Annotated in this window: 17 protein-coding genes; 8 read left to right on the top strand and 9 right to left on the bottom strand. The window is 72.2% G+C overall.

Annotated features, from left to right (window positions below; genetic code table 11):
• Positions 1 to 94: 94 nt before the first annotated feature.
• Positions 95 to 1,282: an Ig-like domain-containing protein gene (locus AB0H84_RS37915; RefSeq protein WP_357615616.1), complete on the bottom strand. Its 1,188-nt coding sequence runs from the start codon at positions 1,280 to 1,282 to the stop codon at positions 95 to 97.
• A 163-nt stretch (positions 1,283 to 1,445) separates the two neighbouring features.
• Between AB0H84_RS37915 and AB0H84_RS37910 the strand changes: the two genes are divergently transcribed.
• Both AB0H84_RS37910 and AB0H84_RS37905 read left to right on the top strand, forming a co-directional pair.
• The gene (locus tag AB0H84_RS37910; protein WP_357615613.1) at positions 1,446 to 2,960 is read left to right on the top strand and encodes a ubiquinol-cytochrome c reductase cytochrome b subunit; all 1,515 of its coding nucleotides are present in this window, start codon (positions 1,446 to 1,448) and stop codon (positions 2,958 to 2,960) included.
• 154 nt (positions 2,961 to 3,114) lie between these two features.
• On the top strand, positions 3,115 to 3,975 hold the full coding sequence (locus AB0H84_RS37905; protein WP_357615610.1) for a polysaccharide deacetylase family protein: 861 nt from the start codon (positions 3,115 to 3,117) through the stop codon (positions 3,973 to 3,975).
• A gap of 153 nt (positions 3,976 to 4,128) precedes the next feature.
• Here the strand turns inward: AB0H84_RS37905 and AB0H84_RS37900 are convergent, their stop codons facing one another.
• From AB0H84_RS37900 to AB0H84_RS37880, 5 genes are read right to left on the bottom strand one after another with little or no spacing between them, the layout of a single operon-like run.
• On the bottom strand, positions 4,129 to 6,930 hold the full coding sequence (locus tag AB0H84_RS37900) for a DUF5682 family protein (RefSeq protein ID WP_357615607.1): 2,802 nt from the start codon (positions 6,928 to 6,930) through the stop codon (positions 4,129 to 4,131).
• Positions 6,927 to 8,042, bottom strand: coding sequence for an AAA family ATPase (locus tag AB0H84_RS37895; RefSeq protein ID WP_357615604.1), 1,116 nt, complete (start codon positions 8,040 to 8,042; stop codon positions 6,927 to 6,929). The genes AB0H84_RS37900 and AB0H84_RS37895 overlap by 4 nt, the downstream gene beginning before the upstream one ends.
• Before the next feature lie 11 nt (positions 8,043 to 8,053).
• The gene (locus AB0H84_RS37890) at positions 8,054 to 9,394 is read right to left on the bottom strand and encodes a VWA domain-containing protein (RefSeq protein WP_357615601.1); all 1,341 of its coding nucleotides are present in this window, start codon (positions 9,392 to 9,394) and stop codon (positions 8,054 to 8,056) included.
• The gene (locus tag AB0H84_RS37885) at positions 9,391 to 10,827 is read right to left on the bottom strand and encodes a hypothetical protein (protein ID WP_357615598.1); all 1,437 of its coding nucleotides are present in this window, start codon (positions 10,825 to 10,827) and stop codon (positions 9,391 to 9,393) included. The genes AB0H84_RS37890 and AB0H84_RS37885 overlap by 4 nt, the downstream gene beginning before the upstream one ends.
• Before the next feature lie 58 nt (positions 10,828 to 10,885).
• Positions 10,886 to 11,377 (bottom strand): hypothetical protein, encoded by a 492-nt coding sequence (locus AB0H84_RS37880; RefSeq protein ID WP_357615595.1) that lies wholly within the window; start codon positions 11,375 to 11,377, stop codon positions 10,886 to 10,888.
• Positions 11,378 to 11,722: 345 nt separating this feature from the next.
• On the opposite strand from AB0H84_RS37880, the gene AB0H84_RS37875 reads away from it, so the two are divergent.
• Positions 11,723 to 13,669 (top strand): glycosyl hydrolase family 18 protein, encoded by a 1,947-nt coding sequence (locus tag AB0H84_RS37875; protein WP_357615592.1) that lies wholly within the window; start codon positions 11,723 to 11,725, stop codon positions 13,667 to 13,669.
• 126 nt (positions 13,670 to 13,795) lie between these two features.
• Here the strand turns inward: AB0H84_RS37875 and AB0H84_RS37870 are convergent, their stop codons facing one another.
• The 3 genes from AB0H84_RS37870 to AB0H84_RS37860 form a co-directional block, all read right to left on the bottom strand.
• On the bottom strand, positions 13,796 to 14,650 hold the full coding sequence (locus tag AB0H84_RS37870; RefSeq protein WP_357615589.1) for an aldo/keto reductase: 855 nt from the start codon (positions 14,648 to 14,650) through the stop codon (positions 13,796 to 13,798).
• A gap of 66 nt (positions 14,651 to 14,716) precedes the next feature.
• Positions 14,717 to 15,664, bottom strand: coding sequence for a hypothetical protein (locus tag AB0H84_RS37865; protein ID WP_357615586.1), 948 nt, complete (start codon positions 15,662 to 15,664; stop codon positions 14,717 to 14,719).
• A gap of 11 nt (positions 15,665 to 15,675) precedes the next feature.
• Positions 15,676 to 19,332: a serine/threonine-protein kinase gene (locus tag AB0H84_RS37860; RefSeq protein WP_357615583.1), complete on the bottom strand. Its 3,657-nt coding sequence runs from the start codon at positions 19,330 to 19,332 to the stop codon at positions 15,676 to 15,678.
• 163 nt (positions 19,333 to 19,495) lie between these two features.
• Here AB0H84_RS37860 and AB0H84_RS37855 point away from each other — a divergent pair, with 163 nt between their 5' ends.
• The 5 genes from AB0H84_RS37855 to AB0H84_RS37835 all read left to right on the top strand — a co-directional run bounded on the left by AB0H84_RS37855 (position 19,496) and on the right by AB0H84_RS37835 (position 26,443).
• Positions 19,496 to 20,497, top strand: coding sequence for a LacI family DNA-binding transcriptional regulator (locus AB0H84_RS37855; protein WP_357615580.1), 1,002 nt, complete (start codon positions 19,496 to 19,498; stop codon positions 20,495 to 20,497).
• A gap of 32 nt (positions 20,498 to 20,529) precedes the next feature.
• A complete protein-coding gene (locus tag AB0H84_RS37850) occupies positions 20,530 to 21,888 on the top strand; it encodes a sulfatase-like hydrolase/transferase (RefSeq protein WP_357615577.1) in 1,359 nt (452 codons plus the stop codon).
• Positions 21,889 to 21,960: 72 nt separating this feature from the next.
• Positions 21,961 to 22,707, top strand: a complete 747-nt coding sequence (locus AB0H84_RS37845; RefSeq protein ID WP_357615574.1) for a TetR/AcrR family transcriptional regulator — start codon at positions 21,961 to 21,963, stop codon at positions 22,705 to 22,707.
• Positions 22,707 to 25,664 (top strand): BTAD domain-containing putative transcriptional regulator, encoded by a 2,958-nt coding sequence (locus AB0H84_RS37840; protein WP_357615571.1) that lies wholly within the window; start codon positions 22,707 to 22,709, stop codon positions 25,662 to 25,664. The genes AB0H84_RS37845 and AB0H84_RS37840 overlap by 1 nt, the downstream gene beginning before the upstream one ends.
• Before the next feature lie 53 nt (positions 25,665 to 25,717).
• Entirely contained in the window at positions 25,718 to 26,443 is a 726-nt protein-coding gene (locus AB0H84_RS37835) for a TetR/AcrR family transcriptional regulator (protein ID WP_357615568.1), read from the top strand.
• Positions 26,444 to 26,472: the final 29 nt, after the last annotated feature.

The following is a 26,472-nucleotide window of genomic DNA, read 5'->3' as shown; positions in this document are numbered from 1 at the left end:
GCTCCTCATTCTCACCAGAACCGGTCTGGTGAGAGTCTTCCCTATCGGGTCAGATGAGCAGTTTGCCGGGGGGGTGTCCCTTCCATCGGCAGGGCTAGCCGTTGATCGGTTTGCCGAGGGCGCTGCCCGCCAGCCAGTCGTCCCACGACTTCGCCCACGGCGTCGGCCCGTTGCCGAACCTCAGCTTCCGCGACGTCCCGGTCACCTCGATGATGTCGCCCCGCTGGGTGAACTCGTAGAACCAGCGGGCGTTCTCCGGGCTGGCGTTCACGCAGCCGTGGCTGACGTTGCGGCTGCCCTGCGCGCCGGTCGACCAGGGCGCGGCGTGGAAGAACGTGCCGCTGTAGGTCATCCTGACGTTCCACTTGGTGCGGATGCGGTACTCGCCGGGCTTGCCGATGGTGGCCGAGTCCATGATGGTCTCCGCGGCCTTCTCCTGGGCGATCATGATGCCGGAGTAGCTGTCGTCGCCGGGCTTGCCGAGGCTGATCGGGATGGTCTTGACGACCTCGCCGTTCTCCCGCACGACCGCCCGGTGGGTCGCGTTGCTCACCTTCGTGATGTGCTCGGGCCCGACGGTGAAGGTCAGGCTGCGGTCCTTGGCGCCCCACAGGTCCCGCCCGGCGCGCAGGCCGGCCAGGTGGGCGACCACCGTGACCTTCTCGCCGGTCGGCCAGTACTCGCGCGGCCGGAACTGGACCTCCCGGTCGCTCACCCAGCTCCAGGCGCCCTCGACCGGCTTGGACATGCGCACCTCCAGCGATCGCTCGACCTCGGCGCGGTCCTCGCGCGCGGTCACCGGCTGCGACAGCAGGAGCTGGACCGGCATCCCGACGCCGACCTTCTCGCCGTCCAGGGGCGACATGCCGCTCTCCAGCACCCGCTTCGGCTTGAGCGTGGTGAACCCGGCCCGCGCCGTGACCGGCTTCCCGTCCGTGCCGGTCGCCTCCGCGCTCACCGTGTACGCGGTCGAGGGCTTGAGCGGCCACTTGGGCCGCCAGGTCCCGTCCACGGCCGTGCTCCCGCTCACCTCGCGCCCCTTGGCGTCCGCGACGGTCACCTTGGTGACCTTGCCGTCGGTGACCTTCACGCCGATCCCGGTGTCCGGGGGGACCTTCTTCGTGCCGTCGGCAGGGGTGATCGAGAGCTTGGCCACCGGCTGCTGCTCCTTCTGCTCCTGCGGTTGTGCGGCGGTCCCTCCCGAGCCGCCTGAGCTGCAGCCGGCGGCGAGGAGCAGGGCCGCCGTGAACGCGCTGGCCAGTGTGGTCCGGCCGTTCCGCATCGTCGATGCCTCCCAAGCCTGACAAATGGGGCAGATTTCACAGTAGGTGATCCCGACGGCCTCTGCCCCCCGCGAACCGATGAACACTTCGCCTGATGTCACATTTGGCGGCCTCATCCCGTCATGTCTATGACGTACCAACCCAGTCATAGGCGGGGTCACTATGAAGGTCAGCTCACTGGCCCAGGCGCTCGATGATCGGATCGGCGGGGCCGGGTTCCTGAAGAAGGCGATGCGGAAGGTCTTTCCCGATCACTGGACCTTCCTCCTCGGGGAGATCGCGCTGTACGCGTTCGTGGTCGTTCTGCTCACGGGCGTCTTCCTCACCTTCTTCTTCAAACCGACCATGGAAGAGGTGCTCTACAACGGCGCCTACGCGCCCCTGCGCGGCGTCAGGATGAGCCAGGCGTACGCCTCGACGCTGGAGATCAGCTTCGAGGTGCGCGGCGGCCTGCTGATGCGGCAGATGCACCACTGGGCCACGCTCGTCTTCCTCGGCGCCATCGTCATCCACATGCTGCGCAACTTCTTCACCGGCGCGTTCCGCAAGCCGCGCGACCTGAACTGGCTGATCGGCGTGGTGCTGTTCGTGCTGGTGATGTTCAACGGGCTGTTCGGCTACTCGCTCCCCGACGACCTGCTGTCCGGCGCGGGGCTGCGCATCCTGCACGGGGTCACGGTGTCGATACCGCTGGTGGGGACGTACCTGGCGATGTTCCTGTTCGGCGGCGAGTTCCCCGGCGGGGACATCATCTCCCGGCTGTTCAGCCTCCACGTGCTGCTGATCCCGGGGCTGCTGCTCGTCCTCATCCCACTGCACGCGGTGGTGCTGACGTGGCGGCAGACGCACACCCAGTTCCGCGCCAAGGGGCTGAGCGACCGGGTGGTGCGCGGGGCGCCGTTCTTCCCCGCGTTCCTGGCCAAGACGACGGTCTTCTTCCTGTGGGTGCTCGCGACGGTGGCGCTGCTCGCGACGGTGTTCCAGGTCAACCCCGTCTGGCTGTACGGCCCGTACGCGCCCAGCACGGTCAGCGCGGGCTCCCAGCCCGACTGGTACATGGGCTTCCTCGAGGGCGCCCTGCGGATCATGCCGCCGTGGGAGCTCACGGTCTTCGGGCACACGGTGACGATGAGCGTGCTGATCCCGGCCCTGGCCGCGCCGGGGCTGCTGTTCACCGGACTGGCCCTGTACCCGTTCGTGGAGCGCTGGATCACCCGGGACCACGCCGTGCACCATCTTCTCGACCGGCCGCGCGAGGTGCCGTCACGGGTGGGCCTGGGGGTCGCCGGGATCGTCTACTACGGCGTGCTCTGGTTGGCGGGCGGCAACGACCTGATCGCCTCGACCTTCCACATCTCGCTCTACGCGACCACCTGGATCTTCCGCGTCCTGTTCGTCGCCGGTCCGGTGCTCGGGTATGTGATCGCCCGGCGGATCGCCCTCGGGCTGCAAAGCCTCGACCGGCACACGGTCGCCCACGGGGTGGAGACCGGCGTGATCGTGCGCGGCCTGGACGGCGCGTTCGCCGAGATCGAGCGGCCGGTGAGCGAGGAGGAGTCCGCCGTGCTCGTGCCGGCGGCGGCGCCGCCCGCGCTGCCGGTGGCGGCCAACGGCGAGGTGCCGCCCCCGGCCCGGCGCCGCGTGCGCGACACCGTACAGCGCTCCTGGTCGCGCTGAGGGGCGGTCGTCTCCACCGGGTTCCCTCATCCGGAATGCGATCTTCCGCGAACCAGGTGTGCGTGGCGGTTGTCGTACTTGTTGGAACGATCTCCGTCGGGGATCGTTCCATATAAGAGGACGCGCCGGGAGCGCTACGCACAAAGGGGGATTTATGGAGATCTGTGCGAGGGAGCACCCGCCGTTCCTGACCGGGGTGAAGCGGGTGACGGCGGGGGTGCTCGCCACGGCCATGCTCGTCACGCTCACCGCCACCACGGGCGCTTCCCAGGCTGCCGCACAATCCGACCCTCGAGCGGCGCGGTCCGACGCGTTAGGCGTGGCGCTGTTCGGGGCGTCGCCCGGGACGTCGGGGGTCTCGCTGCCCTCGTCCGGCGGCTCCGCCGCCGAGGCGCCGCCCCGGGTCGACTGCCGCCGCGTCAAGTGCGTGGCCCTGACCTTCGACGACGGTCCCGGCCGCTACACCGACACCCTGCTGCGCCACCTCGCGAAATATCAGGCCCGCGCCACGTTCTTCGTCGTGGGCAGCAACGTCGTGACGTACCCCCGCGTGCTGCGCCGCACCGTCGCGGCAGGGCACGAGATCGGCAACCACACCTGGTCGCACCCCCTCCTGACGAGGCTGCCCGCCTCCCGGGTGCGCTCCCAGATCGCCCGCACCGACCGTGCGGTCAAGGCGGTCGCCGGCGTCGTGCCCCACCTGGTCCGCCCGCCGTACGGGGCGTTCAACAGGGCCGTGCGCAGGCAGATCTCGCGCCCTCTCGTGCTGTGGAGCGTGGACACCCTGGACTGGCGCTACCGCAACAGCGCCACGGTGGCCCGCAGGGCGCTCAGGTCGGTACGGCCGGGCAGCATCATCCTGTTCCACGACATCCACCGCACGACGGTGGGGGCCATGCCGCGCGTGCTGAAGACCCTGGCCCAGCGCGGCTACCACTTCGTCACCGTCACCGAGCTGTTCGGCGGCCGCCCACCGCACGTCGCCTTCCGCGCCGCCCCGCCGAAGAAATCCTGATTCTGAACCCTTCTCGCGTTCCCGGCGTATCTCCCGGTGTCAGCGGTGATCGCGCGTGAACGCCGAGCAGAAAGGATCGCGACACCGGCAGCAGGGACACCGCGCGGGCCGGCCGGGCTGCCGGCCCGCACGGGCTGCGACACCCGAGGGCGGTTACCTGGAGGTGGTAATCCTGGCACCACCTCCTGGGCCGGCGAGCAGGCCGGCGACCGCCAGGGCGGGCTCCGGGTGGCCGGCCAGGAGGGCGGTCACCTCCCGATGGCCGGGCCAGGCGGCCGCCGGGGCCTGCCACGAGCCCTCGCACCCGAGCAGCCCCGCCACCGCGTCGCACGCCGCCGGATGCCCCATGAGCAGCTCGGCCACCGGCCCCGAAGCCACCGGTGCGGCGGCGGGCGCGGGCGCGGCGGGGCGGGCCGACCAGGGCGGCACCCAGCTGTCCACCGCGCCCAGCGTGCCGGGGAACGTGCGCCCCGCCTCGCGTACGAGCACCGGCACCAGCTCCCCCGCCTGGTCGCGCAGCGCCGTGATCAGCTTGGGCAGCCAGGGCAGCAGCACGCGGTCGGGCAGCCGCCCGAACGCCTTCGAGACGACCTCCACCACGAACCCCGACAGGGCCGGAACGGGCTCCATGGCCTGCACGAACCCGATGATGTACTGCGGGAACGACGGCACCACCAGCGGGTTGGCCAGCAGTTCGTCGCACCGCTCCCGCAGCTCGGCGTGGGACAGCAGCCCGAGCTGGGAGCGCGCCGCCCACAGCAGCGCGACCTTGGCCGGCGACTCGGGGTGGGACTGCTGCACGGCCAGCTCCAGCTGGGCCCGGTCGCAGCCGAGCGAGATCGCGAGGCTCTCCATCGAGAACAGGAAGCCCAGCATGGCGGCGACCTGCCGTACCCCGGTGTCGTCGTCGACGAAGGCGGTCGGCAGCAGCGTGCAGTAATGCGCGTATCCGGAGGTCGCGAACTCCTCGCACCAGCCGGGCAGCTCCGGCTCGTGGGCGCGGTAGTACGCCATCAGCCGCCGGATCCTGCGCAGCACCTCGGGCGCGTCGTCCACGCTCCGTTCGGAGGCGAGCAGCTCCACCGCCCGTGCCCCCAGCTCGTCGGCGAAGCGCCGGCTGCCGAGGAAGACGACCGCGTCCTCGACCGCCGCCAGCGCGACGGCCGCGGTGGCCTTCGGGTCCCACACGGAACGGCGCAGCCGCTGCTCCACCACCTGCTCGATGGTGACGCCCTCGTAGCCCAGCTCGATGATCGAGCGCTGGTGCTTGCCGAACGCCAGGTCCCAGCTCTCCTGGATGGAGCGCTCCCCCAGCCCGCGCTGGCCCATGATGGGGCGTACGGCATCCGAGGGCAGCAGGTAGCGCAGCTTCCACAGCAGGTCGGAGCAGGGCCTCAGCTCGGGGTTGGCGTTGAGGTCGAGCAGCGCCCGCTGGATCGTGCGTTTCTCCAGGTCGAGCCCGAGCGGCGCGAGCCGGTCGTAGACGTCGCGGGCCAGCGGCGGCATCGCGTCGTAGCCGACCTCGCCCACGCGGTCGCCGCCGAGCAGGATCTCGCACAGCCGCCGCACGTCGCGGCGGCCCGGCATGACGTCCTTCTCTATGCACGTGACGGCCGCGTCCTGGAAGTCGTACGGGGTGGGCCTGGCCCGGTTGCGCATGCCGGCCAGCAGGATCGACGTCTCGAAGACGGCGATGGCGTCGGCGGTGCTGGACAGGTAGCCGTTGCGGCGGGCCAGCCGGACGATGTCGACGCTCCAGCCCAGCAGCTCGGCCTCGTCCAGCTCGTCGAGCGCGGGCGGCCTCGACAGGAACCCGGTCAGCCGGTCGGTCACCTCGGCCGGAGCGACGGGCTCGGGCAGCTTGGCGGCGCGCTTGCGCGCGCCCTTCTGCCCGGCCAGCTGGAACGGGGTCAGCTTGCTCCGGGTCAGCGACTTGGCCCACGTCGCCGCCGCGATCGACACCGAGCCGGAGGCGAGCCCGAACTGGGCCTCGATGGCCGAGTGGCTGGACGGGATGAGGCCGTACAGCCATTTCGTGCCGGTGCGCGGGCTGATCTCGAAGGTCGCCGTGGACCGCACCCCGAACTGCTCGACGCGGCTGGCGGCGTGGAAGGCGCCGCACACGTACAGGCAGTCGGCGGGGTCGGCCCCGGACGCGGCCAGGTGCTCGCGCATCCTGGTCCACATGTAGCGCTCGCGGTCCTCGTCCACGGACAGCCGGCCGCCGTCGCGGTCGAGGCGGCGGAACAGGCTGCCGATCAGCACCATGACCTGGCGGTAGGTGTCGTAGTCCGCCCCGGCGAGCGGCTGCTCGACGTACTGGTCCCACCACTCCGACCAGTGGCGCACCTTGCCGTGGTGGAGCAGGTGCTCCTCCAGCTCGGCGAAGCGGGGGCGCAGGTCGCCGATCTCGACGCCCACCGCGTCGCCGTGCAGGCCGGACTCCTCGGCCTGCTCCTTCTTGTCCGGCTCCTCCTTCGGGGCCCACTGGAAGACGTGGTCGGTGGACCTGTCGACCAGCACCAGCTCGACGCCCGGGGTCTCCAGCGCGTACGAGATGGCCTGGTACTCGGCGGACGCCTCCGTGATGGGCGCCACCACGCTGAGCGGCGCCCACGTCGGGGGAAAGCCGTCGATGTCGGTCGCGAACGCCTGCACCGCCACCGGCAGCCGGCAGTTGCGCAGCTCGGTCAGCAGCGGCTGCAGGTCCTCGCAGAGCTCCAGGTAGATGACCTTCGGCTGCTTCTCCCGCAGCCTGCGCACCATGGCCAGCGCCGAGGCCGGCGAGTGGTGGCAGACGGGGAAGATCTCCAGCTCCTCGCGCAGCGCCCGGTCCACGTCGTCCACCAGCCCGGACAGGATGTCGGAGACGGTCACAGGACTGCCCGAGAACGCGGCGGCGGCGTCGAGGAGCTGCTCGCGGAGCGAGGCGAAGGGGCTCGGCTGTCCGGTCATGAGAGCGTGGCGATGGCCTCGCGGCCGCCCTCGAGGAACTCCGGCCACTCCCCGCCGTCCTTCTTGCTGCGGGGCTCGACGACGCCGTGCCAGTACTTGTTCAGGATCGCGAGATCCTCGGGGCTGCGCCTGGCCAGCGAGCCGACCAGGGAGCTCGCGAGGGTCTGCGCGCGCAGCGTGCGGTCGCCGAAGAAGTTGCTGTGCAGGATGGCGTCCTCCAGCACGCCGATCTGCTCGGCCGTGGACAGGGCCGACTCCAGCTTCTCGTCGTCGCTGGTGGCCGACGCGGCGGCCGAACGCAGGTCGGCGAAGCTCTGCAGCAGGATGTCCAGCAGCGTGGGCGGGACGTCCAGCTCGATCCGGTGCCTGCGCAGCAGCTCCTCGGTGCGGAAGCGGACGATCTCGGCCTCGCTCTTCTTGTTCGTCACGACGGGGATGCGGACGAAGTTGAAGCGGCGCTTGAGCGCGGACGACAGGTCGTTGACGCCCCGGTCGCGGCTGTTGGCGGTGGCGATGATGGAGAAGCCGGGCTGGGCGAAGACGATGTTGTCGTCGTCGAGCTCGGGGATGGAGACGTACTTCTCCGACAGGATCGAGATGAGCGCGTCCTGCACGTCGCTGGTCGAGCGGGTCAGCTCCTCGAAGCGGCCGATCACGCCCGTCTCCATCGCCGTCATGATCGGCGAGGGGATCATCGACTCGCGGGACTGGCCCTTGGCGATGACCATGGAGACGTTCCATGAGTATTTGATGTGGTCCTCGGTCGTGCCCGCCGTGCCCTGGACCACGAGCGTGGAGTTGCGGCAGATGGCGGCGGCCAGCAGCTCGGCCAGCCAGCTCTTGCCGGTGCCCGGGTCGCCGATCAGCAGCAAGCCCCGGTCGGAGGCCAGGGTCACGATGCTGCGCTCGACGAAGCTGCGGTCACCGAACCACTTCTGCGGGATCTCCCTGTCGATGCCGTCGGAGCGTTCGGAGCCGAGGATGAACAGCCGGATCATGCGAGGGCTCAGCCGCCACGAGAACGGCTTGGGGCTGTCGTCGATCGACTCCAGGTAGTCGAGCTCCTCGGCGTACTTCACCTCTGCGGGGGCGCGCAGCATGTCGTCACTCATCAGGGGGTCTCCTAAGCGAGGAAGTTCTTGAGCTCGAAGACGAGCTTGCGGATGTGGCCTGAGATCACCGGGGTGCCCAGGTCCTTGAATTTCTTGCGGAACCACGGGTCCACGCTCTCCTGGCCCGAGCTGTTGACCGAGCCGACAGGGATGAACTTCACCCCCGAGCGGTAGACCGCCTCGATGCCGTTGTAGAGGGGCTGCGAACGGTCGAACTCGTAGAAGTCGGAGATCCAGACCATCACGGTGTTACGCGGATCGCTGATCTTCGGGCGGGCCATGGCCATCGCGACCGGGCCGTCGTTGCCGCCGCCGAGGTTGGTGCGGAGCAGCACCTCGAACGGGTCGTGCACCCACGGGGTCAGGTCGATCGCCCGGGTGTCGTACGCGATGAGGTGCACGTCGACCTTCGGCAGCCCGGCGAAGATCGACGCCAGGATGGTGCAGTTGACCATCGAGTCCACCATGGAGCCCGACTGGTCGACGACCACGATCATGCGGGCCGGGGTGGTGCGGCGGGCGGTCTGCCGGTAGTAGAGCCGGTCGACGTAGAGGCGCTGGTCCTCCGGGCTCCAGTTGGTGAGGTTCTTCCAGATGGTCCGCTCGATGTCGAGGTTGCGGAAGACCCTCTTCGGCGGCACCGACCGGTCGATGACGCCCGCGCTGGACTGCTCCACCTGGGTACGCAGCACCTCGGCGACCTCGTCCACGTATCTGCGGATCAGCGCCTTGGCGTTGGCCAGCGCGACGCCCGACAGATTGGACTTGTCGCGCAGCAGCTGCTCGATGAGCGACATGCTGGGGGTGAGCTGCTTGGCCAGCACCGGGTCGGCCAGCACCTCGCGCAGGTGCATGCGCTTGACCAGGTCGCCCTCCAGCCCGGCGAGCACCCCTGCCAGCTCTTCGTTGCCCGGACTGTGCCGAAGCCCGCCCGGCCCGCAGCCCATGCCGCGCTCGAACCAGCCGGCGTCCTGCTTCCACGCCTCCAGCTGGCCCGCGGTGACGTTGCCGGAGCCCGTGGCGAACACGTTGAGCAGCAGCTTGGAGACCAGGGCCGCGCGGCGGACCTCGTCTCCCTCCTCGTGGTCCTGCTCCGCCATCAGGCCCTCGAACTCGGCGGCCAGGTCGGGGAAGCGCTGCACGAGGTTGTCGACCGAGATGCCGGGGTCGAGCAGGGCAGGCGGGAGGCCGAGGTCGTCGACGATGGCCACGCTCGCCCGCTCAAGGGCCGGCTGCTCGTCGGGGCCGAACAGGCGGGCCAGCAGGCGCCAGTAGAGCACCTGGCGCCGCGTCTCGTCCGAAGTGGTCCCGTCCGAAGTGGTCCCGTCCGAAGTGGTCTGAGAATCGGTCATTTGCGCAACAACCGCCCCGCTCGCTCGCGTAGCACGGCGACCACGTCGCCGGCCTTGGCCTCGGCCTTGACGACCTTGGGGTCGGTGGGGCCCATGGCCCAGTCGCCGGTGTGCGCGGTGACGGGCTTCTTCTTGACCGTGGCCTGGACGGCGAGGGGCTGCAGGAGCCACTGCCCGCCGTCCCAGCGCATCAGGCCGATGCACGCGGAGGAGGCCGACACCAGCTCGGGCGTGAGCGGCCCGCAGGACGGCAGCCGGTCGAGGGCGACCGGGAGCGTGTTGCCGCCCAGGTCGAGCGTCCGGCCGTCGATCGTGTAGCCCTCGAGGAACACGGGCTCCGCGATGCGTACGGGATGGCGGTCGAGGGGCGGGGTCGGCGGCGCCTCGGCCGTGGCGAGCTGGAGCCGGGCGGTCGCGAACGGGTCGGCCGCCTCGCCGGCCTGCGCGCGGTCGTCGTGCCACACCAGGTCGCCGCCCGGGAGCAGCGGCAGGTCGGTGACCTCCAGGCTGAGGTGTCCGGCGAGCGCGCCCATGAGCACCGGATGATCGCTCAGCAGCCGCCACACGGAGGGGCCGGAGATCGTGTCCACCTTCGCGGCCGCGACGCTCGTGCGTACCAGCTGGGAAGGGGCGCCGCCGGCGGGCTCGAGGATGCCGTGGACCTGCACGCGTATCACGGTGGCGTGCTCGTGGACGTCGGCGCCCAGGATCAGCAGCCGCCCCGAGACCGGCTCGGCGGCGCCGTGCCATGCACTCTTCTGGGCTCCCTGCTGGGACAGCAGGAGGGCGCGCGTCCACAGATCGCCCCACCTGCGGGCGGGGACCACGTCCATCGTGGCGACCGGGCACGACGCCCGCAGCTCCGCCGCGAGGCCGTCGAGCAGCACCGCCAGCCCGCGCAGCTCGGGCACGGCGAGCAGCGCCTCGATCGCCTGGTCGGAGGAGGAGACGAGGTCGTGGTCGACGCCGCGCCAGCCGGTGATGGCCAGCTCGCGCAGCCAGCCCCGGCACCCGGCCGGCACGCTCCCCGGCTCGCCCGCGCTCTCCCCAGCCCCACCGGCCCGGCTCTCCGGCCCGCCCGCGTCTTCCGCGGCCGCCCAGGCCCCGCGGGCGCGGCCCAGCGCCGTGTCGAGCCGGGCGAGCAGGGCGTCGTGCACCGCGCCGTCGAGCGCGGCCCGCCCACCGGCCAGCGCCGCGAGGTGCTCGTCGCCGATCGATCCCGCGGCCACTTTCTCCGCTGCCTCGCCGAGCCGGTCGCCGAGCGGGCTCGCGGCCAGCGCGCCCGCCAGGGCGGCCAGCGCCGCGGACGCCTCCTCGCCGAGCCGGGCGAACCCGTGGGTCAGCGCGCCGTCGAACCCCGCCACCAGGTCGAGCGCCTCGCCGACCCCCGCGGGGGTGTCGCCGAGCAGCTCGCCGAGCTGTACGTCCAGCATCAGCGCACCGCCTTCCGTGCCTGGAGCACGTCCGCCTGCACCATCACGAGCCCGGGCATCAGCGCACCGCCTCCGTCGCCGGGAACCAGTGCAGCTCGGCCAGCGGCTCCGTGCTGGCGGGCACCTCGAGGTAGGCGAGGTGGCGCAGGAACCGGCTGAACACCACGGCCGCGGGGGTGCGCTCGACCGGCCCGTTGACGGAGGACATCAGGAACTGCCCCTCCGGCACCTCGACCCCCAGGTAACGGGCCACCCGGTCGAGTCCGTACTGCAGGACCGCCTCGTCGGCCAGTTGGTGAATGTGCTTGCAGGCGTAGCCGTGCAGCGCGCCGCACGGCCGGTTGTTGTTGGTGCTGCAGCTCAGCGCGTGGGTGCCGGCGGTGATCGACGAGACGTAGACCCGCTCGATGTCGGACCCGCTCGACACGACCCCCTGCAACCGCCCGTCGGCCAGCTCGACGAAGGGCACCTTCGCCAGCTTGCGCGGCTTGACCGGCGGCACCACTTGCACGATGCTGCGCTGCTCCCACGCGGCTCTGTCCGCGTCCACGACCTCAGAACCTCCCGCCCGGCCGGCTCGCGAGCGCAGGCGGAAGTGCCCGCGCCGGCGCGACCGGCTGATCAATTGATCCGGGAACTTACCCGACCTGACCGACAGAACGGGGGCCAAATGATCAAAGCGCGAGGTGGTCCCGCTGTCTCCATCACGTGGGCCCGGAACCACTCCCCCAGCCCGCCGTGACTCCATGATCAGCGCGCTCGGTCCGCATTTCACGCATTGACGCCTTCGCAGGCGGAGGCTAACGTCGTCTCATATCTTAAAGGAAACTTTACTAATAGTTTCCTGGCATCCCACCCCCCATCCACCCTCCCCCCAACCGGATGTCGGAGAGCCATGAGACACCGCACCCTGAGCAAGATCCTGGTGGCGTTGCTGCTGCCCCTCACCGCCGTGGCGGTCGCCCCGCCACCGGTCTCGGCCTCGGCGTACGTCGCGGCGGCCGCGTGGGCGCCCTGGACGGCGTACACGGCCGGCACGCACGTCACGTACAACGGCGTCGAGTACGAGTGCATCCAGAGCCACACCTCCCAGCCCGGCTGGGAGCCCCCGAACGTCCCCGCCCTCTGGAAGCCCGCGACCGGCGGCGGCACGGACACCACCCCGCCCTCCGTCCCCGGCAACCTGCGCTCGACCGGCGTGAGCAGCAGCAGCGTCTCCCTCGCCTGGGACGCCGCCACCGACAACGTCGCCGTCACCGGCTACGAGCTCTACCGAGGCGGCACCCTCATCACCACCGTCACCGGCACCACCCACACCGACACCGGGCTGAGCGCCAACACCGCCTACACCTACACCGTCCGCGCCCGCGACGCCGCCGGCAACCGCTCCGCCACCAGCAACGCCATCACTGCCACCACGACGGGCGGCGGCGGCACGGACACCACCCCGCCCTCGGTCCCGGCCAACGTCCGCTCGACCGGCGTGAGCAGCAGCAGCGTCTCCCTCGCCTGGGACGCCGCCACCGACAACGTCGCCGTCACCGGCTACGAGCTCTACCGAGGCGGCACCCTCATCACCACCGTCACCGGCACCACCCACACCGACACCGGACTGAGCGCCAACACCGCCTACACCTACACCGTCCGCGCCCGCGACGCCGCCGGCAACCGCTCCGCCACCAGCAACGCCATCACTGCCACCACGACGGGCGGCAGCGGAGGCGGCGGGAACAAGGTGCTCGGCTACTTCGTGCAGTGGGGCGTCTACCAGCGCGGCTACCACGTCAAGAACATCGACACGAGCGGCTCGGCCGCCAAGCTGACCCACATCAACTACGCGTTCGGAAACGTGCAGAACGGCCAGTGCACGATCGGCGACAGCTACGCCGACTACGACCGCTTCTACCAGGCGAGCGAGAGCGTGGACGGCGTGGCCGACACGTGGGACACCGGCGCGCTGCGCGGCAGCTTCAACCAGCTGCGCAAGCTCAAGAAGAAGTACCCGAAGCTGAAGGTGCTCTTCTCCTTCGGCGGCTGGACCTGGTCCGGCGGCTTCACCCAGGCCGCGCAGAACCCGGCCGCGTTCGCCGACTCCTGCTACAAGCTGGTCGAGGACCCGCGCTGGGCGGACGTGTTCGACGGCATCGACATCGACTGGGAGTACCCGAACGCCTGCGGCCTCACCTGCGACACCAGCGGCCCGGCCGCGTTCAGGAACGTCATGTCGGCGCTGCGCTCGCGCTTCGGCTCCGGCAACCTGGTCACGGCGGCCATCACCGCCGACGGCACCAACGGCGGCAAGATCGACGCAGCCGACTACGCCGGTGCCGCGCAGTACGTCGACTGGTACAACGTCATGACGTACGACTACTTCGGCGCCTTCGCACCGCAGGGCCCGACCGCCCCGCACTCGCCGCTCACCTCCTACTCCGGGATCCCGACCCCGGGCTTCTACTCCGACGCCGCGATCCAGAAGCTCAAGAGCAAGGGCGTGCCGTCGAGCAAGCTGCTGCTCGGCATCGGCTTCTACGGCCGCGGCTGGACCGGGGTCACGCAGGCCGGGCCGGGCGGCACGGCCACGGGAGCGGCGCCGGGCACGTACGAGCAGGGCATCGAGGACTACAAGGTGCTCAAGACCCGCTGCCCGGCCACCGGCACGGTCGCGGGCACGGCGTACGCGTACTGCGGCGGCCAGTGGTGGAGCTATGACACGCCGAGCACGATCGGCGGCAAGATGAGCTACTCGAAGAGCCAGAGCCTCGGCGGCGCGTTCTTCTGGGAGCTCAGCGGCGACACCACCAACGGCGAGCTGATCACGGCCATGAGGAACGGCCTGGGCTGACCCGCCACGGCGGGCCCCTCAACCGGGGCCCGCCACAGGGGCGGTCAGCGGGCTGCGGTTCCGCCCCGCTCACCTGCTTCGGCGCTCAGCCGGGCCGCGGTTCGGCCCGCTCATATGCTTCGGCGGTCAGCGGGCCGCGGTCAGCTCGCTCACCTGCTCGGCCGTCAGCTCCACGGTGGAGGCGGCCAGGTTCTCCTCCAGGTGGGCCACCGTGGAGGTGCCGGGAATCGGCATCGCCACCGGCGAACGGGCAAGCAGCCAGGCCAGGCTGACCTGCGCGGACGTAGCGCCAACGACCTTGGCGACGTGGTCGACGGGGCTGCCGGGGGCCGCCAGCGCGCCCTTGGCGATGGGGCTGTAGGGGATGAACCCGATCCCCTGCTCCTCGCAGTGCTCCAGCACGTTCTCGGAGAAGCGGTTGGTGAGGTTGTAGCGGTTCTGCACGGTGACGATCTCGACGATTCGCCGCGCCCGCTCCAGTTCCTCCACGCTCACCTCCGACAGGCCGACACTGCCGATCTTGCCTTCGTCCTGGAGCTCCTTGAGCTCGCCGAGCTGCTCCTCCAGCGGCACCTCCGGGTCGATGCGGTGCAGCTGGAGCAGGTCGATCCGCTCCAGACCGAGCCGGCGCAGGCTCATCTCAACCTCCTGCCGCAGGTACGCGGGCCGGCCCACGACCACCCACTTGCCCGGCCCCGGACGTACGAACCCGGCCTTGGTCGCGATCAGGAGCTGCTCGGGGTACGGATGCAGCGCCTCCCGGATGATCTCCTCGCTGACGTACGGCCCGTACGAATCGGCGGTGTCGATGAAGTCGACGCCCAGCTCGACGGCCCGGCGCAGCACCCGGACGGCCTCGTCGCGGTCGCGGGGCGGCCCCCAGACGCCGGGCCCGGTGAGACTCATGGCGCCGAAGCCGAGGCGGTGAACGCTCTTGCCACCGATGGTGAACGTACCGGTGGACTGGAGCTCAATGGACATGCGGAACACTCCGTCAGACGTCGAACCTTCACTTCCGTACCAGCATGACGGATACGTCCGCGACGATCACGGCGCGGGCTTGGGATCGCTCTCGTCGCCCGCCGCCAGGTTGGTGCCGAAGTACCGGATCTGCCACGCGCCCCCGTTCTCCGCCCCCGTGCGCACCTCGAAGCGGCCCCTGCGGATGATGGGACTGTCCCTGGTCAGGGTGCTCTTGTTGACCGAGTTGAACGCGCCGGACGGCGCGCCCGGCTTGCGGTAGAAGACCCAGATCCGCTGGTTGCCCAGCCACTGCCAGGCGGAGACCGGCTTGCCGCGCAGTCGTCCCGTGTGGACGGTGTCGCCGCCCGACCGCCGCACCCGGTAGTCGACGATCTCCGTGTCGTACTTCTGCTCGGCCAGCGCCTCCACGAACACCGTAGCGCTCACCACGCCGATCACGTCGGGCGTGCTGCGGACCTCGGCCCGCCAGTCGCCGCTCTCCATGACGGGGGCCTCGGTGCCGAACCGGCCGAGGTCGTCGGTGACCGCCTCCCCGAGCTCCCGCCACCCGCACGTCTCCTGCTCGTGGAACGCGATCACCACGGCCAGGCCCCCGGCCGGTACGGAGGCGCTGCCCTTGACCAGCTCGAGCCGGCCGGTGAGCCGTACCAGGTCGCCCCTGGCGGCCTGGCGGGGCTGGGCGTCGAAGTCCACGAACCGCGCCTCGGCCTTGGCGCCGCGCCGTTCGACGTCGAAGTCCTGGACGGCCACCGCCCGCCCGGCGCGCGCCTCGACGTGCCACCCTCCCTCCTGGTCCCCCGGCTGGAGCGGGTGCGTGGCCCGCCAGTTGCAGGGCGGCGGCTGGGCGGTGAAGTCGAGCGGTACGCGTATTCCGCCCGGGCTCACGACCCATCCGCGGAGCCGGGTGGCGTTCTCGGTGGACGCCTCGACGGTGATCTCGACCGGGGCGGTGTCCAGGACGGCTGGCTGGGGTGTCACCTGGAGGGCGAGGATGTCGGGGGTGGGCTGCATGTCGTCTCCTGTCAGCAGATCGGGCGGTAGGGCGCGCCGGGGATGAGCCGGTCCCAGTCGCTCCTGGAGAGCGGCCGGCCGGCCCGGGCGCACAGCGCGGCGGCCACGTTCGCGAAGGCGGCCGGATGGTCGCCGAGCGTGCCGTCCGTACGCAGCGTGCGCAGGTCGCCGGCGTCGAAGGCCAGCGCGACCACCTCGCCGGCCGGGTACACGACAGGCGGGCCGAGCGGCGCGCGTTCGGCGACGTCCCAGAGCTGGACGCGGTGCGAGCCGCCCAACGCCAGCGTCCGTCCGTCAGGCGCGAACGCCAGCAGGTCCACCGCCTCGAACCCCTTGACCGGCAGGCGGGCCAGCAGGCGTCGGTCGGCGGCGGTCCAGAGCGTCACCCCGGTGGCCAGGGCGCCGGTGGCGATGACCGTGCCGTCCGGGCTGTAGGCGACGGCCCGTACGCCGTCCGCGCTTTCCCCGAACGGCCGGGCGACGGCCGCCGGCGAGTCCAGCGACGCGAGCGCGCCGTCCGCGCCGTTCACCGCCAGCTCGCGGCCGTCGGGGCGGAAGACCATGCCGGAGCCGCCGGGTACGGTCAGCGTGCGCGTTCTGACCCCGCGGCGGACGTCCCAGAGCTGGACGTCTCGCCAGTTGCTCGCGGGCGGGGTGACGGTCTCCTGGAACGGTGCCACCGCCAGCGCCGTGCCGTCGGGGCCGAACGCGAGCCCGCCCACCTCGGTCGCGCCCTTGACCGGGATCGTCCGCTCCCTCCTGCCCGTGGCGAGGTCCCAGAGCGACACCCGCGCGGGATCGGCGGTCCCGACGGCCAGGAGGACGCCGTCGGGGCTCAGCGCCATGGCGGTCGGGGTGACCGGCAAGGTCGCCAGCCTCTCCAGGGTGGCCAGGTGCCAGGCTTCCGCCTTCGGGCGCGTCACGATCACCGTCCGCCGCGCCGGGTCGATCAGCCCGGACTGGACCCCGGCCGCCAGGGTGCGCGGGCGGGTGAGGTCCGCGATGTCGAGGGTCGCGACGGTGCCGTCGAGCAGGCCGAAGGCGAGCGTGCCGTCGCCCAGCCGCAGCCCGCGCACGAGCTCACCGACCGGGTAGGAGAGCAGCCGCACACCGGCCGGTCCGGGCTCGCCGGCTGCGCCGAGGGAGGACGGGCGTCCACCGACCGGCCCCGGCCCCGCATTCGCGCCGGCCGTCCACAGGCCGATGGTGGCGCCGTCGTAGGCGGCCAGGAAGCGGCCGTCCTGGCTGAAGCGCAGCTCGCGGGCCTCGACCCCCTTCAATGTGGGCCCGCGCCACCGCCGCGCGTCGAGGTCCCAGAAGCGGACGCCGCCGCCCGTCCGCACCGCCAGCTCACGCCGGACCGGGTTGAACGCGACCGCCTCGCCGGGCAGCCGGGCCAGGACGCCCTGCCAGTCGCGCAGCTCGTACCGGCCGCCGGGCAGCAGCGCGGCCATCAGCGCGTCGTCGGCGGAGAACGCGACCTCCCGGGCGTCCCCGACGTCCAGCGGGCGCTGGCTGGTGAGGTCCCACACGCGGGCGCGGCCCTCGGGTGTGATGGCGGCCAGCAGCAGGCGCCTCGGGCTGAACGCCACCTCCCGCGCCACCTCCCCGAGCTCGGCGATCCGCACCCCGCGCTCGGTGTCCCACACGGAGACGGACCGCTCGCCCGCCACGGCCAGCCGACGGCCGTCGGCGCTGAGCGCGATCGCGTTCACCGATCCACTCACGCCGTCGGAGGCACGGACGGGTCTGTTCATGCGCTCGTTCACTGCGCCGCTCACGCCGTCGAAGGCGCGGACGGGCCGCCCGGCGGCCACGTCCCACAGCGTGAACCGGCCGCCGTCCACCACGGCCAGCCGTGTGCCGTCGGCGCTGAGGTCGAAGCGGGCCGAGCCTGAGACGGGAGCGGGCCGGAAGGCGGAGCGTGCGCGCTGGGCCAGCGAGGCGTGCATGGCGGCCCGCGCCTCGGTCACGGGCGCGATCCGCCACGCGGCCACGCTCAGCAGCAGCGCCGTCAGCGGGTCCCTGGCCCGCGTCCGGTCCGCCAGCGCGGCCACCTGCCTGGCGACCGAGGTGTCCCGCTGGCGCGTGCCCAGCACGTTCTGTACGACCACGACGCCCACCGCCGCCAGCAGCACCGCGACCAGCGCGGCGATCGTGCCCCTGACGCGCCTGCGCCGCCTGGCCAGGTCACGGGTACGTTCCTGGGACGCGTCCAGGAACGCCTGCTCGAGCCGGTTCGGCTGGAGCAGCACGCGTCCGTTCGTGGCCCACTCGACGGTCCGGTCCAGGATCGTGCCACGGAAGAGGTCGTCGGGCCGGCGGCCGTTCGCGTGCCAGGTGGTGGCGGCGCGGTTCAGCGCGTGGTGGACGGTCAGCCCCTCGCGATCCGATTCCACCCAGCCCTGGAGGCGCGGCCAGGCCCTCAGCAGTGCCGCCGCGGCCAGCGTGATGGACTCGCCCTCGCCGACGAGCAGCCCCGCGTCGGTGAACGCGCGCAGCACCCGTTCCACGCCGGCCGGGTCCCCTGCCTCATCGATGAGCTGACGGGTGGTGGCCTCCCGCAGCGCGGTCTCGGCGCGCTCGTCCGAGAGGACCATACGGAGCAGGGCCGGAGGTACGAGCGCCTGGTCCTCGGGGCTGAGGGAGCCGTAGACGTCCTCGGCGAGTTCGGCGGGCGACGGCGTGACCAGCCCGGCAGGCGGCCGGACCTCCCGCGCGGCCCGACTGCCGGTGCTGAGCAACCCGGCGAGCCCGCCCTCCCCGCCGACCAACCCGCCTGCCGCTCCGGCCAACCCGGCGAACCGGCCCTCCCCGCCGGCCAACCCGGCGAGCCCGCTCTCCCGGCCCTCCGGGTCGGGGCGGTCGGCGCGCGTGGCGATCAGGTCGATCAGCAGGGAGCGCGCCGTCGGCCGGTCCGCCGCGTCCAGCGACATCGCCTCCGTGACCAGCCGCCGCAGCGGCTCCGCCAGCACCGTGAAGTCCGGCCGCGTGCTCGCCACCTGGTACCGGAGGAGCGCGAGGTCGCCGGAGAACGGCGGCCGCCCGGTGGCCGCGTACAGCATCACCGCGCCCCACGCCCACACGTCCACGGCGGCCCCGCCGCGCCGCCCGGCCAGCCGCTCGGGCGCCATGTACGGCGGCGTGCCCGCCGCGAACCCGCCCTCGGTCGTCTGCGACATCTCCCCCGTCCTGGCCAGCCCGAAGTCGATCACGCGTAGCCCGTCCGGCCCGAGCAGCACGTTGCCCGGCTTCAGGTCCCGGTGCACGACGTCCGCGTCGTGGATCGCGGCCAGCGCCGTGGCCACCCCGACGGCCAGCCGGTGCAGCCTGCCGGCGTCGAACGGCCCCTGCTGCTCCACGGCCGCGCGCAGGCTGGGGCCCTCGATGTGCTCGCTCACGATGTACGGCCTGGGCCCGTCCAGCTCGGCGTCGATGATGCTGGCCGTGCAGAAGGCGGCCACCTTCCGCGCGGCGGTCACCTCCTTGACGAAGTCGGCCCGCGCCCCCCGGTGCTCCAGGAGGTCCGGGTGGACGACCTTGATCGCCACCCGCCGCCCGGCGTCGTCGTACGCGTCGTACACAACCCCTTGCCCGCCCGCGCCCAGCCGGCCCGCCAGCCAGTACTCGCCCAGCTGCGCCGGATCGCCCGGCAGAAGAGGCGTCACGGGCACCCAAGCTAGCCATCGGCCGGCCCCGCGCGCCTCCGGGAGCGCCCTAGGGAAAACCCGAGTCGAGGGGTTGATCCGGCACCCGACCGATGACTACGGTGTTAAACGATTAACATTCAAACCGGGAACAGCCCAGCTGATAGCAGGTTATTCGATTAACATGAGGCCGACAGCGCGACAAGTGGCCGAGCTGGCGAACGTCTCGGTGGCGACCGTCTCCTACGTGCTCAGCGGCCGGGACCGCCCCGTCGCCGCCGAGACCAGGCAGCGGGTGCTCGAGGCCGCCAGACAGCTCGGCTACACCCCCGACCAGGCCGCCAGGAGCCTGCGCAAGCGCCGCACCCAGCGCGTCTGCCTGGTGCTGAGCTCGCTCGGCGGCGTGCCGAGCGACGAGCGCCTGGCCACCGACCTGCACGAGATGGCCGACGCCCGCGGCTACTCCGTGGTGACGCTCGCCGTCTACTCCGAGGCCCGCGCGAAGGCCGCCGTCGAGGCGCTGCGCGGCGGGATCGCCGACGGCGCGCTGGTGAACGTCGTCGGCGACCACCTCACCCGCGAACTGCTCGCCGGGCTCGCCCCCACCGGGCTGCCGATGGTGGTGCTGAGCAACGAGAGCGGGCTCGAGGGCTGCGACCTCGTACGCACCCCCGAGGCCGAGGCGTGCGCGGAAGCGGTCGAGCACCTGCTGGCCCAGGGCAGGCGGCGCATCGCGTTCCTGGCGCACCGCCACGAGCTCTACCGCGACCGGCCCGCCGGACGGCTGCTCGGCTACACCTCGGTCCTGGACCGGCACGGCGTGACCGAGCGGATCATCACCTCGGGCGCGGACGACCGCGTGTCGGCCTACGAGACCGCCGCCGAGCTGCTGCGCTCGCCCGACCGCCCCGACGCGATCTTCGCGGCCTCCGACAGGGCGGCCATCAGCGCGATCTGGGCCGCCAGGGACGCCGGGCTGAGCGTGCCCGGCGACGTCGCGATCGTCGGCGTCGGCAACATCGACGAGGGTCTCATCAGCAATCCGCAGCTCAGCACCGTCGGCCCGCGCAGGCACGACCACATCGACGTCGTACGCCTGCTCTTCGACCGCCTCCAGGCCGAGCAGCCGCCGCCCGCCCGCGAGATCGTCCGCTCCTGGGCCTTCCTCCGGCGGGGCTCTTCCTAGCCCAAAACCCTCGTCACTCAGGAGTTGTCCTCTTGCGTCCGAACGTGATCGTGTTCTTCACCGACCAGCAGCGGTGGGACACCGTCGGCCCCTTCACCCCGAACCTCGACCGGATGGCCCGGCACGGCACGCAGGCCACGGTCGCGCTCACCCCGCAGCCGGTCTGCGCGCCCGCCCGTGCCGCCCTGCAGACGGGCCGCTACCCGACCACGGCCGGCGTCCACCGCAACGGCCTCGTCCTGCCGCCGGAGGAGCGCACGCTGGCACACCACTTCGGCGCGGCCGGCTACGCCACCGGCTACATCGGCAAGTGGCACCTGGGCGGCAGCGAGCCGGTGCCCGCCGGCCGGCGCGGCGGCTACCGGTCGTGGCTGGCGGCCAACGCCCTCGAGCACACGTCGGACGCGTACCGCACGATCGTGTACGACGAGGCGGACGAGCCCGTGCTCCTGCCCGGCTACCGCTCGGACGCGCTCGTGGACGCGGCCGTCCGGTTCGTCGCCGACCACCACGACGAGCCGTTCTTCCTCTTCCTGTCCTTCCTGGAGCCGCACCACCAGAACGAGGTCGACAACTACCCGGCGCCCGACGGGTACGAGGAGCGCCATCAGGGCCGCTGGATGCCCCCGGACCTGGCCGCGCTCCCCGGCACGGCCCACCAGCACATGGGCGGCTATCTGGGGCAGGTCAAGCGCCTGGACGAGGGGCTCGGGCGGCTGCTCGACGCGCTGCGCAGCATGGACCTGCTGGACGACACGATCGTGGCGTACACCTCCGACCACGGCAACCACTTCAAGACCCGCAACGGCGAGTACAAGCGCTCCTGCCACGACGCCTCCCTCCGCGTGCCCCTGGCCCTGCGCGGCCCCGGCTTCGACGGCGGCGGCGCCGTCACCCGCCCGGTCAGCACGCTGGACCTGCCGCCCACGCTCCTGGAGGCCGCGGGGCTGCCGGTCCCCGACGCGATGCAGGGACGCTCGTTCCTGCCGCTGGTGCGCGACCCGCGCGCCGACTGGCCGGAGGAGGTGTTCTTCCAGGTCAGCGAGTCGGAGGTGGGGCGCGGGATCCGTACGTCGCGGTGGAAGTACTACGCGGTCGCCGAGGACGCCCACCCGTGGGACGACCCCGCCGCTCCCGTCTATCGCGAGCAGGCGCTGTACGACCTGGAGAACGACCCGTACGAGCTGGTCAACCTGGCGGGATTCCCGTCGCACGCGGAGGTGGCGGCCCGGCTGCGGGAGCGGCTCGTACGGCGGATCGTGCAGGCGGGCGAGGCGGAGCCGGTCGTCGAGCCCGCGCTCGAGCGGCCCTCCCCTCACCAGGCGATGACCGATCCGGAGGTCCGCCTGCGCGGCCCGAAACCGGCCCGCTTCGGCCACCAGCGCCCGTAGCGGGCGAACCGCTCCCTGGCGGAAAACTCTGTACGATCTACTCTGTAGGTCATACAGAGTTACGGGGGACACATGTCACAGATTCCGCCCGTCATGGCGCGGATGTGGGGGCGCGAGCCGGCCCCGCGCCGAGGCCCGCGGCCACGCCTCGACCTGGGGACCATCACGGCGGCGGCCATCGCGATCGCGGACGCCGAAGGGCTGGCCGGCGTCTCCATGAGCAGCGTCGCCGTCCGGGTCGGCGTCGCGCCGATGACGCTGTACCGGTACGTCGGCAGCAAGGAAGAGCTCCTGACCGTCATGTGCGACGGCGCCCTCCCCGCCCCGCCCGAGCTAGGCGACCTGGCCTGGCGTGCCTACCTGGCCGCGTGGACCAGGGCCAACCGCGACTTCCTGCTGGGCCGCCCGTGGCTGCTGTCCCTCCCGTACCTCACCCCGCCCATGGGGCCGCGGCGGCTGTCCTGGCTCGAGCGCGTCCTGGACGCGCTCGCCGGCACTTCGCTCGGCACCGGGGAGAAGTTCAACGTCGCCACCACGCTCTCCGGCTACGCGCTGACCTCCGCCACGACGATCGCCGGCATGCTGGAGCCCGAGCCCGGTGACCCCGTCGTGCATCCGTCCGACTACGGCGCCATGCTCGTCGAGGTGGTGGAGCCGCATGCCTACCCGGCTCTGTCGGCCGCGCTGCGGTCGGGGCTGCCCGGGGAGGCCGACGGCTGGACGGAGGACGGCGACTTCCGCTTCGGGCTCGACCTGCTGCTCGACGGGGTCGAGGCGCTGATCGCGCGGCGCGGGTCCCAGCCGGGCGGGGGCCGGTGATGGAGAGCGAGACACGGTGGGAGTTCCGCGTCCTGGGGCCGCTCGAAGTGATCCGCGCCGGAGAGGCGATCGAGATCCCGGCGGCCAAGCAGCGCATCGTCCTGGCGACGCTCCTGCTCCACCACAACCAGTACGTCTCGGCCGATCGGCTCGCCGAACCGCTGTGGGACGGCAGTGCCCCGGACAACGCCCGGGGTGCCGTGCACACGCACATCGGGCGGCTGCGCCGCACGCTCGGTGACGCGGGGAAGCTGATCCAGACGCGGGAGCAGGGCTACCGCATCGAGGCGGGACCCGGAGACCTCGACCTGGCCCGGTTCTTCCACCTGCTCGACCTGGCCGCGCGGGCGGCGCGGGCGGGCGCCGTCGCCGAGGAGGCCGACCTGCTGGGGCAGGCGCTGGCGTTGTGGCGGGGGCCGGTGCTGGGCAACGTACCGTCGGAGTCGTTGCACCGCGACCGGCTCGCCGGGCTCGCCGAGCGGCGCATCGACGTCCTGGAGCGCTCGTTCGACCTGCGCCTCCAGCTCGGCCTGCACGCCGAGATCGTCGCGGATCTCGCCGTCGCCACGACGGCCCATCCGCTGCGTGAACGGCTCTGGGCCCAGTTCATGCTGGCCCTCTACCGCTGCGGCCGCCAGGCGGAGTCGCTGGAGGCGTACCGGACGGTCGAGCGCCTGCTCCGTGACGAGCTCGGGCTCGACCCGGGCGAGGAGCTGCGCCGGCTGCACGAGGCCGTGCTCTCCGGCATCCCCGATCTCCAGCTCGCCGACCACACCGAGCGCCTCGTTGAGCCCGATGCCAGGAGTGCCCCCGGGCCGGAATGGCACGTGCTGAACCAGCTTCCGCCCACCTCGGCGGACCTGGTCGTCCGTGCCGACGTGATCGCGGCCGGGGAGGCCCGCGCCGGCTCTCAGGACGCCGACGGGCTGCCGATCGTGATGCTGTGCGGCCCGCCGGGCGTCGGCAAGTCGGCCCTCGCCGTCGATCTGGCCCATCGGCTCGCGGACCGGTTCCCGGACGGTCAGCTGTACCTGCGGCTGGACGGATCGTCGCCCGGACGCCCGCGCGATCCCGCCGAGATGCTCGCGGAGCTGCTGCAGAGCACCGGCACTCACCCGGCCTCCATCCCCGACGGCCTGGAACAGCGCTCCGCCGCCATGCGCGCCCGGTTCGCGGGCCGCCGGATCCTGCTCCTGCTCGACGACGTCGCGGACGTCCCGCAGATCGAGCCGCTGCTGCCGGGCGAGGCACGCTGTCTCGTGCTGCTCACCAGCCGCCGGCACCTGGTGGGCCTGCCCGGGGTCGATGTCGTCCAGATGGCCCCGTTCAGCGACGAGGAGTCGCGCGAGCTGCTGGGACGGCTGATCGGACACGCGCGCGTCGCCCGCGAGCCCGCCGCGGCCGACGCCATCGCGGCGGCCTGTGGCCGGCTCCCGCTGGCGCTGCGCATCGCGGGGGCGCGGCTGGCGGTACGCCCCAACTGGTCGCTGGCACGGCTGGCCGCGCGGCTGCAGGACGAGTCGCGGCGGCTGGACGAGCTGGTCACCGACGATCTCGCCGTACGTCCCAGCCTGGAGCTCAGCTACGAGGCGCTGCCGGAGCCGGCCGCGACGGCCTTCCGGCGCGCGGGGCTGCTCAACGGCTCCGACTTCGCCGCGTGGTCGCTCGGCGTGCTGGCGGGCGTCGCGGACGGCGAGCCGCTGGTCGAGCACCTCCTGCGGGCCAACCTCCTGGAGGCTGTCGGCACCGATGTCAGCGGCGAGCCCCGTTACCGGCTGCACGACCTGCTCTCGGTGTACGCGCGGGAGCTGCTCGCGGACGATGATCCGGCCGCCACCCGTGCCGCCGCCCGCCGATACATGGACACCCTGCTGACCCTCGCCGACAGGTGCCACCGGAAGCTGGACGGTCATAGCTCTCTGGACGATCTGCGGCCAGATCCGTACGAGCCGGTGGCCACGCTCCCGGAAAGCCAGGTGGCCGAGCTCACCGATGCTCCGTTGCGGTGGTTGCTCGCCGAGCACCGGCAACTGTTCGACGCCGTCGAACGGGCCTGCGACCATGGCCGGCAGGCGCAGGCCGCGGCCCTCATGGACCGCGTCACGCCCTTCCTCGACGTCTACGTGGGCAGGCAGGAGATCGAGCGCCTCCTCACGTTGATCAGGAAGGCCGCGCTGGCGGCGGGCGACGAGCGCCTGGCGTGGCGGGCCGAGCACAACCGCAACGGCCAGATGCTGGCCAGAGGCTTCCTCGCGGAGGCCACCGCCGGATTGCGCCGATGTGTGGACGCCTTGGAGCGGTTGCCCGCACCCTATGAGTACGCGCACGCTCTCGGCGCGCTCTCGTTCTGCCTCCTCGAGGCGGGAGAGCCGGAGCGCGCCGTGGAGCTGGCCGGACGGGCGGTGGAGGCGGCGCGGGCCGCCGGGGAGGAGATCCTGCTCGCCGCCACGCTGCGCGACCTCGCGAGCGGACTGTCCGTGCTGGGCAAGTACGACGCAGCCCGTGAGCTCCTCGACCGCGCCGTGTCCATCGCCCACCGGCTGGGAGCGAACGCCTCCATCGCGAACATCCTGGGGCGCCTGGCCGGCATCGCGCTCCGGCACGGCGACCCGCCCACCGCGCGTTCGGCCGTCGACCAGGCCATCGAGGCACTGGCGCAGACGGACGACCCCTATGGCGCCGCCTGGCTCCTCTGGCTCAGCGCCAGGACCAGCCTGGCCGAGGGCCGGCCGGACGACGGCATCGGCCACGCCGTCCGGGCGCGCGCCCGCTTCAGGCAGCTCGGCGACCAGCGCGGCGAGCACTTGGCCCTGGTCACCGAGGGGGAGGCGCTGGTCGCGCTCGGCCGCGGCGAGGAGGCCGCGCCGCTGCTGGGCGCGGCCGCCGCGGCCCTGGCCGAGCTGGGCGCGGACCGGATGGCCGACCACGCCCGCACCGTCGCCACCGGAATCACGTGACCCCGGCCGGTTCATCGTACGCACATGCGTACGATGTGCGCTATGGTAAAGGCATGCCATCAGACGAACAGCCCATCCCCTCGGTGTGGGCGAGACCGCGCCGTGAGCGGGAGCAGCCCGCGCTGAGCCGCGAGCAGATCGTGGCCGAAGCCGTGCGGCTGCTCGACGAGGAGGGCATCGACGCCCTGAGCATGCGCCGCCTGGGCAGCAGGCTCAACGCCGGGGCCACCTCGCTCTACCGCCACGTCGCCAACAAGGACGAGCTGTTCGAGCTGGCCGTGGACGAGGTCTACGGCGAGCTGCCGCTGCCCGAGCAGGCCGACGCCGCCGGGTGGCGGGCGAGCATCGAGCAGGTGGCCCGCAGCCTGCGCGCCACGATCCTGCGCCATCCCTGGATCGCCGCCAAGCTCGGCGAGGTGGGCCTCGCCTATCTCGGGCCCAACATGCTCCGGCAGACCGAGCACCTGCTCGGCGTCTTCGAGGCCGCCGGTTTCTCGCTCGACGAGGCCGACCAGGCGATGAACACGCTCGTCGCGTACGTGCTCGGCGTGTCCACCGGCGAGGCCGCGGTGCTCTCCATGATCGCCCGTAGCGGCCAGACCGAGCAGGAGTGGGTGGAGCGCCTGTGGCCGGCGGCCGAGCGGGCCGTCCAGGACTACCCGCGCCTGCGCGCCCGCTACGCCGCGCAGCGCGGCCAGGACGTGTCCAAGTCCGACCAGGACAACTTCGAGTACGGCCTCCAGCGGGTCCTCGACGGGCTCCAGACCCGCCTGGGCTGACCGCCGCACGGGGGTCGCCGCCGGGCCAT

Source organism: Nonomuraea sp. NPDC050786, from assembly GCF_040654115.1.
GTDB lineage: Bacteria > Actinomycetota > Actinomycetes > Streptosporangiales > Streptosporangiaceae > Nonomuraea.
Note: the sequence above shows the minus strand (reverse complement) of the source record. Positions and strands in the feature narration are given on the sequence as shown.

Coding starts and splice junctions, on each gene's coding strand:
- AB0H84_RS37855 (WP_357615580.1), top strand. CDS start 19,496: ATGAGGCCGACAGCGCGACAAGTGGCCGAGCTGGCGAACGTCTCGGTG.
- AB0H84_RS37835 (WP_357615568.1), top strand. CDS start 25,718: ATGCCATCAGACGAACAGCCCATCCCCTCGGTGTGGGCGAGACCGCGC.
- AB0H84_RS37840 (WP_357615571.1), top strand. CDS start 22,707: ATGGAGAGCGAGACACGGTGGGAGTTCCGCGTCCTGGGGCCGCTCGAA.
- AB0H84_RS37910 (WP_357615613.1), top strand. CDS start 1,446: ATGAAGGTCAGCTCACTGGCCCAGGCGCTCGATGATCGGATCGGCGGG.
- AB0H84_RS37895 (WP_357615604.1), bottom strand. CDS start 8,042: ATGAGTGACGACATGCTGCGCGCCCCCGCAGAGGTGAAGTACGCCGAG.
- AB0H84_RS37870 (WP_357615589.1), bottom strand. CDS start 14,650: ATGTCCATTGAGCTCCAGTCCACCGGTACGTTCACCATCGGTGGCAAG.
- AB0H84_RS37845 (WP_357615574.1), top strand. CDS start 21,961: ATGTCACAGATTCCGCCCGTCATGGCGCGGATGTGGGGGCGCGAGCCG.
- AB0H84_RS37915 (WP_357615616.1), bottom strand. CDS start 1,282: ATGCGGAACGGCCGGACCACACTGGCCAGCGCGTTCACGGCGGCCCTG.
- AB0H84_RS37875 (WP_357615592.1), top strand. CDS start 11,723: ATGAGACACCGCACCCTGAGCAAGATCCTGGTGGCGTTGCTGCTGCCC.
- AB0H84_RS37890 (WP_357615601.1), bottom strand. CDS start 9,394: ATGACCGATTCTCAGACCACTTCGGACGGGACCACTTCGGACGGGACC.
- AB0H84_RS37865 (WP_357615586.1), bottom strand. CDS start 15,664: ATGCAGCCCACCCCCGACATCCTCGCCCTCCAGGTGACACCCCAGCCA.
- AB0H84_RS37905 (WP_357615610.1), top strand. CDS start 3,115: ATGGAGATCTGTGCGAGGGAGCACCCGCCGTTCCTGACCGGGGTGAAG.
- AB0H84_RS37900 (WP_357615607.1), bottom strand. CDS start 6,930: ATGACCGGACAGCCGAGCCCCTTCGCCTCGCTCCGCGAGCAGCTCCTC.
- AB0H84_RS37885 (WP_357615598.1), bottom strand. CDS start 10,827: ATGCTGGACGTACAGCTCGGCGAGCTGCTCGGCGACACCCCCGCGGGG.